At 62.5% G+C, this 13,925-nt stretch carries 13 protein-coding genes; 7 read left to right on the top strand and 6 right to left on the bottom strand.

Annotation, left to right across the window (positions count from 1 at the left end; all coding sequences use genetic code 11):
* Window positions 1–40: 40 nt before the first annotated feature.
* From rpsD to E6X30_RS00725, 4 genes are all read right to left on the bottom strand, one after another.
* Window positions 41–664 carry a 30S ribosomal protein S4 gene (gene rpsD / locus E6X30_RS00740; protein ID WP_016664527.1) on the bottom strand — a complete coding sequence of 208 codons (624 nt, stop codon included), beginning with the start codon at window positions 662–664 and terminating at the stop codon, window positions 41–43.
* A gap of 140 nt (window positions 665–804) precedes the next feature.
* Window positions 805–2,193, bottom strand: coding sequence for a replication-associated recombination protein A (locus E6X30_RS00735; protein ID WP_316335534.1), 1,389 nt, complete (start codon window positions 2,191–2,193; stop codon window positions 805–807).
* A 4-nt stretch (window positions 2,194–2,197) separates the two neighbouring features.
* Complete coding sequence (locus E6X30_RS00730) at window positions 2,198–2,641, bottom strand: hypothetical protein (protein ID WP_016664525.1); 444 nt, start codon at window positions 2,639–2,641, stop codon at window positions 2,198–2,200.
* Entirely contained in the window at window positions 2,638–2,985 is a 348-nt protein-coding gene (locus E6X30_RS00725; protein ID WP_016664524.1) for a hypothetical protein, read from the bottom strand. Before E6X30_RS00725 ends, E6X30_RS00730 begins: the two co-directional genes overlap by 4 nt.
* Window positions 2,986–3,032: 47 nt before the next feature.
* On the opposite strand from E6X30_RS00725, the gene E6X30_RS00720 reads away from it, so the two are divergent.
* The 3 genes from E6X30_RS00720 to sucB all read left to right on the top strand — a co-directional run bounded on the left by E6X30_RS00720 (window position 3,033) and on the right by sucB (window position 7,834).
* On the top strand, window positions 3,033–4,502 hold the full coding sequence (locus E6X30_RS00720) for a leucyl aminopeptidase (protein WP_016664523.1): 1,470 nt from the start codon (window positions 3,033–3,035) through the stop codon (window positions 4,500–4,502).
* A gap of 233 nt (window positions 4,503–4,735) precedes the next feature.
* Window positions 4,736–6,145 (top strand): dihydrolipoyl dehydrogenase, encoded by a 1,410-nt coding sequence (gene lpdA / locus E6X30_RS00715; RefSeq protein WP_016664522.1) that lies wholly within the window; start codon window positions 4,736–4,738, stop codon window positions 6,143–6,145.
* An 18-nt stretch (window positions 6,146–6,163) separates the two neighbouring features.
* Window positions 6,164–7,834 carry a 2-oxoglutarate dehydrogenase, E2 component, dihydrolipoamide succinyltransferase gene (sucB, locus tag E6X30_RS00710; protein ID WP_316335533.1) on the top strand — a complete coding sequence of 557 codons (1,671 nt, stop codon included), beginning with the start codon at window positions 6,164–6,166 and terminating at the stop codon, window positions 7,832–7,834.
* 58 nt (window positions 7,835–7,892) lie between these two features.
* On the opposite strand, the gene E6X30_RS00705 is transcribed toward sucB, so the two are convergent.
* Window positions 7,893–9,119, bottom strand: a complete 1,227-nt coding sequence (locus tag E6X30_RS00705) for a hypothetical protein (RefSeq protein WP_316335532.1) — start codon at window positions 9,117–9,119, stop codon at window positions 7,893–7,895.
* Window positions 9,120–9,249: 130 nt separating this feature from the next.
* Between E6X30_RS00705 and lipB the strand changes: the two genes are divergently transcribed.
* The 3 genes from lipB (at window position 9,250) to E6X30_RS00690 (ending at window position 11,878) form a co-directional block, all read left to right on the top strand.
* A complete protein-coding gene (gene lipB / locus E6X30_RS00700; RefSeq protein ID WP_316335531.1) occupies window positions 9,250–9,939 on the top strand; it encodes a lipoyl(octanoyl) transferase LipB in 690 nt (229 codons plus the stop codon).
* 96 nt (window positions 9,940–10,035) lie between these two features.
* Window positions 10,036–11,097, top strand: coding sequence for a lipoyl synthase (gene lipA, locus E6X30_RS00695; RefSeq protein ID WP_016664518.1), 1,062 nt, complete (start codon window positions 10,036–10,038; stop codon window positions 11,095–11,097).
* Between the two features lie 67 nt (window positions 11,098–11,164).
* On the top strand, window positions 11,165–11,878 hold the full coding sequence (locus E6X30_RS00690) for a DUF4191 domain-containing protein (RefSeq protein WP_034373100.1): 714 nt from the start codon (window positions 11,165–11,167) through the stop codon (window positions 11,876–11,878).
* Between the two features lie 73 nt (window positions 11,879–11,951).
* Here the strand turns inward: E6X30_RS00690 and E6X30_RS00685 are convergent, their stop codons facing one another.
* Entirely contained in the window at window positions 11,952–12,383 is a 432-nt protein-coding gene (locus E6X30_RS00685; protein WP_316335530.1) for an RDD family protein, read from the bottom strand.
* Window positions 12,384–12,497: 114 nt separating this feature from the next.
* On the opposite strand from E6X30_RS00685, the gene glnA reads away from it, so the two are divergent.
* Window positions 12,498–13,922 (top strand): type I glutamate--ammonia ligase, encoded by a 1,425-nt coding sequence (glnA, locus tag E6X30_RS00680; RefSeq protein ID WP_259873957.1) that lies wholly within the window; start codon window positions 12,498–12,500, stop codon window positions 13,920–13,922.
* Window positions 13,923–13,925 lie beyond the last annotated feature (3 nt).

The raw sequence follows: 13,925 nt of genomic DNA, 5'->3' as shown, positions 1-13,925 counted from the left end.
CGCATGAAGTGAAGGCCGTGAGGCCTCCTCCATAAAGAAATCAGCGAGCGTAGTACTCGACGACGAGCGCGACGTCGCAGGTCACGGGGACCTCGGAGCGCTTCGGGCGAGCAACGAGCTGAGCCTTGAGTTCCTCGAGCTGCACCGAGAGGTACGAAGGAACCGACGCCTGAACGTCGGAGTTCGAACCCTCAGCCGCGTCCGCGAAAGCCTCGAGAGTCTGCGACTTCGGCTTGACCTGGATGGTCTGGCCCGGCTTCACACGGTACGAGGGGATGTTCACGATCTCGCCGTCCACGAGGATGTGGCGGTGCGAGACGAACTGACGAGCCTGAAGGATCGTGCGAGCGAAGCCCGCGCGAAGAACAAGGGCGTCGAGACGAGTTTCGAGAAGCTCGATCATCGACTCACCGGTCAGACCCGGGAGCTTCTTGGCCTCGAAGTAGGCGCGGTGGAGCTGCTTCTCACGAAGCTGGTACTGAGCGCGAAGGCGCTGCTTCTCGGTCAGACGAACCGCGTAGTCCGAGTTCGAACGGCGGCCACGACCATGCTGGCCCGGCGGGTAGGGGCGCTTCTCGAAGTACTTGACGGCCTTCGGGGTAAGCGCAAGACCGAGCGCACGCGAAAGGCGTGCGGTACGACGTGCTTTGGTGACACTGGTCACGTAAGTTACCTCAATTTCGATGCGATGAATCCATTTGGCAGCCGCGGATTCAGCGCAAAACTTTACCGTGCCGAGTGCCGAGCCTCAAGCGTTTCAGAGGCTTGGGAGACACAAGCCTCTGTGGGATCGCTCACCGCGCGTCAACCGTCGGACCCCTGCACCCCACCCGCGCCGCGCGTGAGCGAACGCAAAATCGCAAGTGAGCTCTTCACGCGCGCTTCAAAACCGCGATCCGTTGGTTCGTAATAGTTAACGCCGACGAGGTCGTCGGGGGCGTATTGCTGACGTGCCACTCCCCGCGGCTCGTCGTGCGCGTACACGTAGCCAACGCCGTGGCCAAGCTTTTCGGCGCCCTTGTAATGCCCATCGCGAAGATGTGCGGGAACCGAACGCCCTTTTCCTTCGCGCACATCGGCGATCGCTCGATTGATTCCCGCGTAACTCGCATTGGACTTTGGGGCCGTTGCGATGTGCACGACCGCTTGGGCGAGCGGGATCCGCCCCTCGGGCATCCCAATCATTTGGACTGCCTGCATTGCGGCCACGGCAACTTGAAGCGCGGTCGGGTCGGCCATGCCGACCTCCTCACTCGCTGCGATCACGATTCGCCGCGCGATGAACCGCGGGTCTTCGCCCGACTCAATCATGCGGGCCAGATAGTGCAGGGCCGCATCCGGATCGCTTCCCCGCATCGACTTAATGAACGCGCTGATGACGTCGTAGTGCTGATCGCCCTCGCGATCGTAGGTCAACATCGAACGGTTGATCGCGTGGGCGAGGATATCGCCCGTGATCCGCTTCTCTGGGGTCTTCAGTGCTGAAGCAGCAGCAGCCTCGAGCGCTGTGAGGGCCTTGCGGGCATCGCCTCCGCTGAGACGCACGAGCGCCTCGCGGGCATCGCTCTCAAGTTCGACCGAACCGCCGAGCCCCCGCTCCTCGGCGAGCGCTCTCGTCAGCAGTGCATCAATCTCCTCTCCACCGAGCGAATCGAGGGTGAGCACAATCGAGCGCGAGATCAGCGGGGTGATGATTGAAAAATAGGGGTTCTCGGTCGTCGCGGCGATCAGTGTCACCCACCGGTTCTCAACCGACGGCAAAAGCGCATCTTGCTGCGACTTATTAAACCGGTGCACCTCATCGACAAAGAGAATCGTTTCGCGGCCAGTCGTGCGCAGGCGCGAGCGCGCCGCATCAACAACAGCACGGATATCTTTGACTCCCGCAAGCACCGCTGAAACCTCGACGAACTCGCGATCGCCCTCCCGCGCGACGGCGTAAGCGATCGTCGTCTTGCCCGTTCCGGGTGGCCCCCACAAGATGATTGAGCTCGGGGCCGTATGCGAATCGTCCTCTCCCACGAGACGAAACAGGGGTGAGCCGTCGGCAAGAGCATTCTTTTGACCGACGATCTCGTCGAGCGAACGCGGCCTCATACGGGCGGCTAGCGGCGCGCGGTGATCGACGTTGCGGTCCGCGAGAGTCTTTGGGGCCTGCACGGCTGGCTTGAGGGAAAAAAGATCGTCGTCCACACGTCTAGCGTAGCGAGGGCGCGCGAGATTCGCGCCGCCGAGCAACGATGATCGAGATCCCCGCGACAAGGGGCAACACGAGGGGAACATACCCATACCCCTCGCCGAAGTGCGACCAGACCGTCGCCTTCGGGAACCATTCGGGCTGGGCGAAACTCAAAGCGCCCACGCCGACAACGCCGACGAGTTCGACGCCGACGAGAATGAGGATCGCTCGCCAGTGGGGAGCCTTCCGAATCAGCAAGACCGCGATCGCGACGTACGTAAGCGCAGCAACAATGCTGAGGGAAAAGGCGAGCGGTGCCTCGGAAAAATCGCGAATCGACTGCACGAGTGCGCGCGCCGTCGCCGATACGGCAAACACGCCGTAAACCACGAACAGGGCCATGCGGAAGCCGCGTGGATTCTCCTGCGTCATCGACGACTTCGTGGAACCGGCGGGCGTCATTTCGCGAACCCCGCGGGCCAGATCTGGGGTAGCCGGTAGGCGAGGAAGACGCATGTGAGCGCGATGGCGGCAATGGCGAACGAGCCCCACTTGGTACGTTCGAGGAACGAGATGTACACGCCCGCGATCGGCAGTGCGATTGCGGTGGCAACATAGCCCCAAAAGATCACGGCATCGCCAGGGCTCACCGGAGCGAGGAGCCACGCAAGAGCTCCGATAAGCCACACGAGCGCTAGGGCGAGCGAAGCCCCCATGAGCAACAGGTCTGCTGCAAGATCCTTGATGACATAGACCGCGCCGAGAACGGCTACGAGAGCCGCAACAACGTACAGGGCGATCAGCATTTGCCCACTCCCACCTCAAACTCGAGTGACTCCCCTACGATAAGCACATGGCACATATAACTCTGAGCATCAGCAACGTTGACTCGATCACGACGGACGTCCTCGTGGTCCCCCTCCTTAAGAGCGCAAAGGATGCACCGGCAAGCCCGGTTGGGCTTTCATCGCTCGAAGAATCCTTCACTGCCGTCAAGGCCAGTGGCGCCAAGGGAGCGCTCACGACGATCCCGGCGCCCGCTGCCTACCGCGCTCACGCAATCGTCGGCGTTGGCCTCGGCGCCGAGGCACTTGAAGATGTCACGTGCGAAGACATCCGCTACGCCTTTGGTTCCGCTTCGCGAACCCTCACCGGCCACACAAGCATCGCCCTTGCCTTCCCGGCCGCCTCCGAGGCACACATCGCTGCGGCTCTCGAAGGTGCAGCTCTCGGCGCCTACGCCTACGGCGAATACAAGAGTGACCTCAAGGACGACCAAAAGCCCGTTGAGGAGATCGTTCTCGCCGTCGCCGATAAGAAGGAACTCAAGGCCCTCGAAGGCGCGGCGAATCGCGCTGAAAAGATTGCCCAAGGCGTTCACCTCGTTCGCGACCTGGTCAACACCCCGCCGAATCTTCTGTACCCCGAGTCTTTCGCGAAGCGGGCAAAGGAGCTCACGAAGAAGCTCCCCGTGACGATCGAGGTCCTCGACGAGAAGGCACTCGCCGACGGCGGCTACGGCGGCATCGTGGGCGTGGGCCAGGGTTCGACTCGCCCACCACGTCTTGTGAAGCTCTCGTACGCACCCAAGCGCGCCAAGCGCCACGTCGCCTTTGTCGGCAAGGGCATCACGTTCGATTCGGGCGGCATTTCCCTCAAGCCCGGCGCCGGCATGGATGAGATGACGATGGACATGGGCGGTGCCGCAACCGTTCTGGCCGCGACCGTCACCGCAGCCGCGCTCGAACTCAACGTCAACGTCACGACGTTCCTCGCGCTCGCCGAGAACCTCCCCGGTGGCGGAGCGCAGCGCCCCGGCGACGTCGTCACGATGCGTAACGGCAAGACCGTCGAGGTACTCAACACCGATGCCGAGGGCCGCATGGTCATGGCAGACGCCCTCGTGGACGCCGCCGCTCTCGAACCGGATCTCCTCATCGACGTTGCGACGCTTACGGGTGCCGCCATCGTCGCGCTTGGCAACCGCACCGCCGGCGTCATGGGCACCGACGATGCTCGCGACGAGGTATGGGAAGCATCGAAGGCGGTTGGCGAACCCATGTGGCCGCTCCCGTTCCCCGAAGAGCTGCGCGAAGGCCTCAACGGCCGTGTTGCCGACCTCAGCAACATCGGCGAGCGCCCCGGTGGCGCCCTCAGCGCGGGCATCTTCCTCAAGGAGTTCGTCGGCGAGACCAAGTGGGCGCACGTCGACATTGCCGGGCCTGCCTTCACCCAGAAAGCATTTGGGTACTCGAATGTGGGCGGAACCGGCATGAGCATGCGCACTCTCGTTGAGGTTATTGAGCGCGAAGCCGCCAAGTAAAACGTTGCGCGATTCACGCGCAGCAATCGTCGGAAAGCCCCCGCTTTTGCCCCGCAGCCGCGGGCGAAGTTGGGGGCTTTCCCACACTCTGGCCCCGCTCACGGCCGACCCACGGCGACATCCAGGGGCGTGTCTTACGATAATGGGCGTGCATGCCGCACCGGCTGGCTTAGCGTTCGAGGCCGGGACTTTCGGCGACATGCCCCCAATCCTCAACAGTTAGGGAGCTGAACGTGGCGGATACCTCCACAGACCAGAAGTTCGACATCGTGATTCTGGGAGGTGGCAGCGGCGGCTACGCGGCCGCGCTGCGCGCCACCCAGCTTGGAAAGAGCGTCGCCCTCGTCGAAAAAGACAAGCTCGGCGGCACGTGCCTGCACCGCGGTTGCGTGCCCACCAAGGCCCTGCTTCACGTAGGCGAGATCGCCGATACGCCGGCCGAAGCTAAGGCCGTGGGCATCGAGATGACTGCCTCCGCGGTCAACACCGAAAAGATGCTCGACTTCAAGAACAAGGTCATCGGCCGCCTCTACAAGGGCCTTCAGGGCCTCGTGGGCGCCTCCGGCGCGACCCTCGTGAACGGTTTCGGTCGCCTCACTGGCCCGAACACGATCGAAGTTGAAGCCGAGGACGGCTCAAAGCAGACCCTCACCGGTGACAACATCATCCTCGCCTCCGGCTCCTTCTCGAAGACACTCCCGGGACTCGAGCTCGGTGGCCGCATCATCGACTCCGAGGTTGCGCTTCAGCTCCCCGAGGTCCCGAAGAACCCCATCATCCTCGGCGGCGGCGTGATCGGCGTCGAGTTCGCGTCGGTATGGAAGTCGCTCGGCGCTGAATCGGTCACGATCATCGAGGGCCTGCCGCACCTCGTTGCAAACGAAGACGAGGCCATTTCGAAGAACCTCGAGCGCGCCTTCAAGAAGCGCAAGATCGCGTACTCGCTCGGCGTCTTCTTCGAAAAGGCCGAACAGACTGAGACCGGCGTCAAGGTCACGCTCGCCAACGGCAAGACCTACGAGGGTGACTACCTTCTCGTCGCCGTGGGCCGCGGCCCGCAGACGAAGGGCCTCGGCTACGAAGAGCAGGGGATCGAGATGGACCGAGGCTTCGTGCTCGCGAACAAAGAGACCCTTGAAACGAACGTTCCCGGCATCTACGCCGTCGGCGACATCGTGCCTGGTCTTCAGCTCGCTCACCGCGGCTTCCAGCAGGGCATTTTCGTGGCCGAGCAGATCGCTGGCCTCAATCCCCAGCCGATCGACGAATCCGGTATCCCGCGCGTGACCTACTGTGAGCCGAACATCGGTTCCGTCGGTCTCACCGAGAAGCAGGCCAAGGAGAAGTTCGGCGAGGATAATGTCGCGACATACGACTACAACCTCGGCGGCAATGGTAAGTCGCAGATTCTCGGTACGCAGGGCTTCATCAAGCTCGTGCGCGAAAAGGACGGCCCGATTGTCGGTGTCCATATGATCGGCGCGCGCTTGTCCGAGCAGATCGGCGAGGCGCAGCTCATCGTCAACTGGGAGGCGGAGCCCGAGGATGTTGCTTCGCTCATCCACGCCCACCCCACCCAGAACGAGGCGATGGGCGAGGCCGCGCTCGCTCTCGCTGGCAAGCCGCTCCACGCCCACGCCTGATCACGAGGAGAAACGAACATGTCTGAAGTCGTTAAAATGCCCGCGCTCGGTGAGTCCGTCACCGAGGGCACCGTTGTCCGCTGGCTCAAGGAAGTCGGCGAGGAGATCGCCGTCGATGAGCCCCTCCTTGAGGTTTCCACCGACAAGGTCGACACCGAGGTTCCCTCACCCGTTGCGGGTGTCCTCGAGAAGATCCTCGTGAACGAAGATGAGGACGCGGAGGTCGGCGCTGATCTCGCCGTTGTTGGCGATGGCTCCGGTGCTGAAGCACCTAGCGATGGCGACAACCTCGCCTCGGACCAGACGGTGGCTCCATCGACCGCTGAGGAAACTCCCGCCGGCGAGAGCGAGCGCCCTGCTGAAGCCGCGAAGGCTTCGGGTGCGGCTGACGGGCAGGAAGTCACGATGCCCGCACTCGGTGAGTCCGTTGATTCGGGCACCGTGGTGCGCTGGCTCAAGGAAGTGGGCGACGAGGTTGAGGCCGATGAGCCACTCCTTGAGGTGTCCACCGACAAGGTCGACACCGAGGTCCCCTCCCCCATCGCCGGCACGCTCCAGAAGATCCTCGTGCAGGAAGACGAGGAGGCAGAGGTCGGCGCGGCTATTGCCGTGATCGGTTCGGGTGCACCGTCCGACGCTTCCCCGGCTCCGGCCGCCCCTGCGGCCTCGAACGATGCGCCGGCCACCAAGGCTGAAGAGAGCAGCACCCCAGCGGCGAGCGCCTCGCAGACCGTTTCCTCCAGCAACAACTCCCAGGCGTATGTCACGCCGATCGTGCGTAAGCTCGCTGCCGACAACGGCATCGATCTCGCTTCGGTGAAGGGCTCGGGGATCGGTGGCCGCATCCGCAAGCAGGATGTGCAGGATGCGATCGACGCGAAGGCAAAGGCTGAGGCTCCCGCGCCTGCAGCCGCGCCGGCTGCCGCCGCAGCCCCCTCGAAGAAGGAAGCGCCCAAGGTCGAGGTGTCCCCGCTTCGCGGAACCGAGGAGAAGATGAGCCGCCTGCGCAAGATTGTGGCGTCGCGCATGGTGGAGTCGCTCCAGACTCAGGCACAACTCACGACCGCCGTCGAAGTCGACATGACGCGCATCGCTGCCCTGCGTGCTCGCGCAAAGAACGACTTCCTGGCGCGTGAGGGTGCGAAGCTCACGTTCCTCCCGTTCATCATGCAGGCGGCTGTCGAGGCCCTCAAGGCGCACCCGAAGCTCAACGCGGAGATCGCGGGCGACATGATCAAGTACCACGGCGTCGAGAACATCGGCATGGCCGCGGACACCGAACGCGGACTCGTCGTGCCGGTGATCAAGAACGCCGGGGATCTCAACCTCGCCGGTCTCGCTCGCCAGATCGGCGAGCTCGGTGCGAAGGCGAAGGGCAACAAGCTCACGCCGGACGACCTGCAGGGTGCGACGTTCACGATCACCAACACCGGTTCGGGCGGCGCTCTGTTCGACACGCCGATCGTTCCGAACCCGCAGGTGGGTATTCTCGGCTGCGGCACGATCGTGAAGCGCCCGGCTGTCGTGAAGGATGCGGACGGTAACGAGACGATCGGGATCCGCTCGATGATGTACCTGTTCCTCAGCTACGATCACCGCCTCGTGGATGGCGGCGACGCTGCTCGATTCCTCTCGACGATGAAGAAGCGGCTTGAGGACGGCGCGTTCGAGGGAGACCTCGGCCTCTAAGCCTGACACGCTGAATTTGCCCGGGCCATACTTTCGCAAGAAAGTATGGCCCGGGCTTTCACGTAAAGCGCCGCTGGCCGTCGCTCACGGGCACTGTCGAGGAAATACGCCATGCACCGCGCACACGCTCAAGCTGCACGTCCAGCTCATAGGGCTCGCTTTCGGACAGTTCGCGAGACTCCCCTGCACCCATGATGCGGGCGCCCGAGTCGATCACACGAACACGCACACGGGCGCTGTTATCGCGACACTCAAGTATCCGGGCGTTGAGGATGCGAATGTCTCCACCATCGACGTGTGCGTGTGCGATGGCTGCGCGAAGTTTCTCATCGTCCGCTTCCGCCTCGCTTCCGGGAGCGGCAGAGGTGTTTTCGCTCGTCGCACCCACGAGGTAGCGGTGGCGCGCGGCGGCGAGAGCCGTGATGACGCTAGCGGGATCCTCCATTACCGCGTGTTGTGAGGCCGCCGTTGCCGAAGATTGGGGCGCCGTCGCCGGCGCGGTAGCCCCTACAAGTAAGGCGCATGCAACAACGGCGATCGCTCCGAGCCCGAAGGACAGCCGTCGAAAGTTCCGGCCGCTTCGCCGCGTATGCCCGTCTTGGTGTCGAGAGCGCGGCGCGACCCTTGTAGCGCGATCCGCACGCGCGGCCTCGGAACGCGTTGGCAAAGTAGCCCGCTCTTGTGGGTTTGAGGAGGTAGCTTCGGTCACGCCCCCGACCCGACGATGGGCGTATCGGTAGGTTCCACCTCCGCTTGTGAGCCTCTCGCGCCACTGCTCATCATGTCGTTTGCTCACAGGCGTAAGGTCCGTCACGCGTGAAAAATCCGTGACAACGACGCGCCCGTTTGGCGAAAGTTCAAGTCCCCGGACGCCCTGGAGACCCAAGGCCAGATTCTGCGAGTGAAGGGTGGACAAAAGCGCGGTGAGATCCGACGCTGCCTGTGCTTCGCCTGCGCCCGCATCGGCAATCGAGCCGCGCTCGGCGCGTTTGCCTCGCGGCGGGGCGAGAGCGCTCGGTCCTTCCGCTATGGCATAGGCCGCGGCACCGCGCCATTTAAGAGCTGGCACGGCTGGGGTGTTGCGGGCGCCCAACGCGCGAAGCAGCGCGATTTCTTGGCGCACCTTCTTCACCGCGCGAATTGAGCGGGCACGGACGAGCGTCAACCGTCGGCCCCTGTGATCGCGGGCGTGCCACACCTGCCGGCCTTCCTCGCTGCGGATGAGGCGCACGGGACGCAGACCGTTACTGACGATGGCGCTGAGGCGCGAAGGGTAAAGGCTCATGTCTCTATTCGAGCCCCATTCCGGTACCTTTTCAGTGGATATCCGAAATTGTGGATAAGTCGGTGCCGGCACTCGTTCGATCGCTCATAGGAAACTTTTGTGCAGGCCCTTGGCGAACTAGCATGGGGTGGTGCTTGACATCATCCACCTCGCGTTTTCAGAAGATTCCGGGATCGAATCCGCTCACGAAGAGTTTGATCTTCCCCCGGGCCCCGTTGACTACAACGCAGCGTGGGATGTCCAAAAGAAAATTCATGCCGAGGTGATTGCGGGCGAGCGCCCCAACACGCTTCTCCTCCTCGAACACCAACCCGTGTACACCGCGGGTCGCCGCACACTCGATATCGAACGTCCACGCGATGGCGCCCCCGTCGTCGATGTCGATCGAGGCGGAAAGATTACCTGGCACGGCCCGGGCCAACTTGTGGGCTACCCCATCGTGAAGCTTCCCGCCCCTATCGACGTGGTGGGCTTCGTGCGTGGCATCGAACAAGCCATCATGAAGGTCTGCACTCGCGCCGGAGTTGCAACCGCGCCCGTGGAGGGCCGTAGCGGCGTTTGGGTACTCGATGAGCTTGGAATGGACCGCAAGGTCTGTGCGATCGGTTTGCGGGTCGCTAAGCGCTGCACCATGCACGGCTTCGCATTGAACTGTGAAAACGATCTTTCATGGGCGATGAATGTTATTCCCTGCGGCATCGACGACGCGGGCGTGACATCGCTTTCCGTCGAAAGCGGACGCGCGGTGCGTCCCCGAGATGTTCTCGCCGATGTCGAAGACGTCATGAGAGAGCTCGAGGCCGAACGCGGCCTTAACTAAACACCATTGGGCCGTGGAGATCACACCAATGCTGTGCGGCCTGGGCAGTGATGCCCACTAGAATCTTGAGACCCCTATTCGCAAGGAGAGTGTGACGTGGCAGTTGAACCTCAAGGACGCCGCCTGCTCAGGGTCGAGGCCCGCAACGCGGAAACCCCGATCGAACGCAAGCCCAACTGGATCAAAACCACGGCGAACATGGGCCCCGAGTACACCGACATGAAAAAGCGCGTGCACTCGCGCGGTTTGCACACGGTGTGCGAGGAGGCTGGATGCCCCAACATCTTCGAGTGTTGGGAGGATCGCGAGGCGACGTTCCTCATCGGTGGCGATACCTGTACACGTCGGTGCGATTTTTGCGATATCGCAAGCGGCAAGCCGCAGGCTATCGACCCCGCCGAGCCGTTTAAGGTGGCGACGTCCATCAAGGAGATGGGGCTGAAGTATGCAACCGTGACCGGCGTGGCACGCGATGACCTCGAAGATGGCGCCGCAGGCCTCTTTGCCGAGACCTGCCGCCAGATCCACGCGATCAGCCCCGGCACCGGGGTCGAGCTGCTCATCGACGACATCAAAGGCAACTCGAGTGCGATGCAACAGGTGTACGACTCGAAGCCAGAAGTGTTCGGCCACAACCTCGAGACCGTGCCGCGAATCTTCAAAAAGATTCGCCCCGCCTTCCGCTACGAGCGCAGCCTCGGCGTGATCGCCGACGCAAAAGACAACGGCATGATCACCAAGTCGAACCTCATCCTCGGCATGGGTGAAGACACCGCGGAGATTCTTGCCGCGATGCAGGACCTTCGCGATCATGGCTGCGATATCCTCACCCTCACCCAGTACCTGCGACCGTCGAAGCTTCATCATCCGATTGACCGCTGGGTCAAGCCTCAGGAATTCCTCGAGCTATCCGAGGCCGGTTACGAGATGGGCTTCGCGGGCATCATGGCCGGGCCCATGGTGCGCTCGTCGTATCGCGCCGGCCGCCTGTGGGCACAAGCCATGGAGAAGCTGGGGCGGGAGATCCCCGAGGAACTTTCTCACCTCAATTCCTCGGCGCCTGCCCTTCAGGAAGCAACGAGCGTCGTGGAGCGTCAGGCGGCGCGTGAAAAGCGTGACAGGGAGCGCGCTGCGCGCAAGGCTGCGGCGAACGCCTAGGTAGTCAACCCCGCTATGCTTAGGGGTGGTCTTCGGATCACTCGCATCGCGTTAAGGACAAGGATTAATGGCACGCAAGAATACGACCGACGCCCCCGCTCAGGCGAAAAAGCCCGGCCGCATCCGGCAAACGATCGACGTCTTCAAGGAGACACAGGCGTACGATCGCTCGACAGCCCCGCTCATGGTTCTCTCGATCGTGGGGCTCCCCGTCGTGCTCGCCCTGGTGTTCGGTGCTTTCGGTCACCCGATCTACGGCGCCTTCATCGGGCTCGGTTTCGGCATTCTCATCGCGATGATCATCCTCGGCCGGAAGGCACAGAAAGCGACGTACGCGAAGATCGAGGATCAGCCCGGCGCTTCGATCGCGGTGATGCAGCAAATTTCACGTGGGTGGAACGTCGAGCAGGAGCCTGCTGCTTTCGATGCGCGTAGTCGATCGATGCTTTTCCGGGCGAGTGGCCGTAAGGGCATCGCGCTGGTGTCTGAGGGTTCCGGCGGCGGCTCGCGAAAGCTCATGGCGAAAGAGGTCAAGCGCATGAACCGCATGTTCCCGAATGTGCCCGTTCACGCGGTTTTCGTTGGCCACGGCGAGGGGGAGGTTCCGCTTCCGAAGCTCAACCGCCACCTCACGGGAATGAAGAACGAGCTTACGAAGGCTGAGGCGGGCGAAATTGGGCGCCGTCTTCACGCTCTGCCTAACCCCGTTCGCCAGGCGATCCCGAAGGGCGTGGATCCGATGCGTGCACGCCCGAATCGCAAAGCGATGCGCGGCCGCTAAGGCGACATTCATTCACACGTGGCCCCCGCAAGTCTCGACTCGCGGGGGCCATCCTGTATGTGGACACGAGCGTTTATGCACGCACGACAACGACACCTGCAACGAGATCGTGAAGGGTTTGCCGATTATCGTTCATGACGAAAGCACTGATGATGCTGAGCATGACCGCGCTGCGCACGATGGCACGGGCGATCATGGGCGATCGCCCAGTTACGGGGAGTACTCGAAGCGAGGTGACAAACTGCCCGATACTCGCCCCGAAGAGCGTTTGCATGAGGATGATCTGCGCAAGAAAGAGCAGAAGTGTGGCGAGCGGGTCGTAGTGAAAAACAGCGGCCGACACCGCCGCCGCGGCAGCCCAATCGATGCACGTGGATAAAAAGCGAAGCGGGATGGGCGCGAGCGAGCCGGACCCTTGGTCTGGCAGGCCAAGACCCGCACCCGAGAAAGAGTCAGACTTACTCGCGCTGGAGACTGACTCGTCACTATTGAGGCTGCTATTCATCCCTGAACCGTACGTTCGAGCACCCGCAGTGCGCAAACCGTCCAATGTGGGGCCGTAAACTAGGACGCGCAAAACACTCATAGCAAACGTGCGCCCAGCACGGACGGAGGATACGTGTTCAGCAATCCCAGCGAAGCCGTGAAGTTTATCGAGGAAGAGGACGTCAAGTTCATCGACATCCGCTTTTGCGACCTGCCAGGCGTGATGCAGCACTTCAATGTTCCGGCAAAGACGTTCGACGAAGAGGCGATCGCTGAGGGGCAGTTGTTCGACGGCTCGTCGATCCGCGGATTTCAGGCAATCCACGAGTCCGATATGAAGCTCATCCCCGATCTGAGCACCGCCTACGTCGATCCGTTCCGCGACCAAAAGACCCTTGTCATCAACTACGCCATCGTTGACCCGTTCACCGATGAGCCTTACAGCCGTGACCCGCGAACGGTCGCCGCGAAGGCAGAGGAATACCTTCGTTCGACCGGCATCGCGGATACCGCCTTCTTTGCCGCCGAGGCCGAGTTCTACATTTTCGATTCCGTTCGATACCAGACCGAAGCCAAAGGCGCTTTTTACGAGATCGATTCGAACGAGGCTGCCTGGAACACGGGTCGCGAGGAAGAATTCGGTAATCAGGGCTACAAGACCGCGATGAAGGGCGGGTACTTCCCCGTTGCTCCCGTGGATCAGATGGCTGATCTACGCGACGAAATGGTGCGTGTCCTGGACGAGGTCGGGCTCGAGGTCGAGCGCGCCCACCACGAGGTTGGCACGGGCGGCCAGCAGGAGATCAACTATCGATTCTCGACGCTTCTTCAGGCTGCCGACGACGTCATGAAGTTCAAGTACGTCATCAAGAATGTTGCGTGGGAGAACGGCCGCTCGGCGACGTTCATGCCGAAACCGATCTTTGGCGATAACGGTTCGGGTATGCACTGCCACCAGTCACTGTGGAAGAACGGAGAGCCTCTCTTCTACGATGAGCGCGGCTACGGCGGACTTTCGGACCTCGCCCGTTGGTACATCGGTGGCTTGATCGAACACTCCCCCGCACTCACGGCGTTCACTAACCCCACCGTCAATTCTTTCAAGCGCCTCGTGCCGGGCTTCGAAGCTCCGGTCAACATGGTGTATTCGGCCCGCAATCGCTCCGCCGCCATTCGCATTCCCGTGACGGGCAGTTCGGCGAAGGCGAAGCGCCTTGAGTTCCGTGCGCCGGACCCCTCGGCAAACCCCTACCTGGCGTTTGCGGCTCAGCTCATGGCGGGGATCGACGGCATCAGGAACCGTATCGAGCCGCCCGAGCCGATTGATAAGGATCTTTACGAACTTCCGCCGGAGGAGCACGCGGAGATCAAGACTCTTCCCGCTTCGCTCGAGGAGGCACTTGACGCGCTCGAACGCGATCACGACTTCCTCACCGAAGGGGACGTGTTCCCGGAGGATCTCATCGAGACCTGGATCGCGTACAAGCGTGAGTTTGAGGTCGAGCCGTTTAGGCTGCGCCCCCACCCCTACGAGTTCGAGCTCTACTACGACCTGTAAGCG

Origin of the sequence: Dermabacter sp. (assembly GCF_032550575.1) — a bacterium.
GTDB classification, from domain to species: Bacteria; Actinomycetota; Actinomycetes; order Actinomycetales; family Dermabacteraceae; genus Dermabacter; species Dermabacter hominis.
This window is presented reverse-complemented; position numbering and strand designations above follow the sequence as displayed.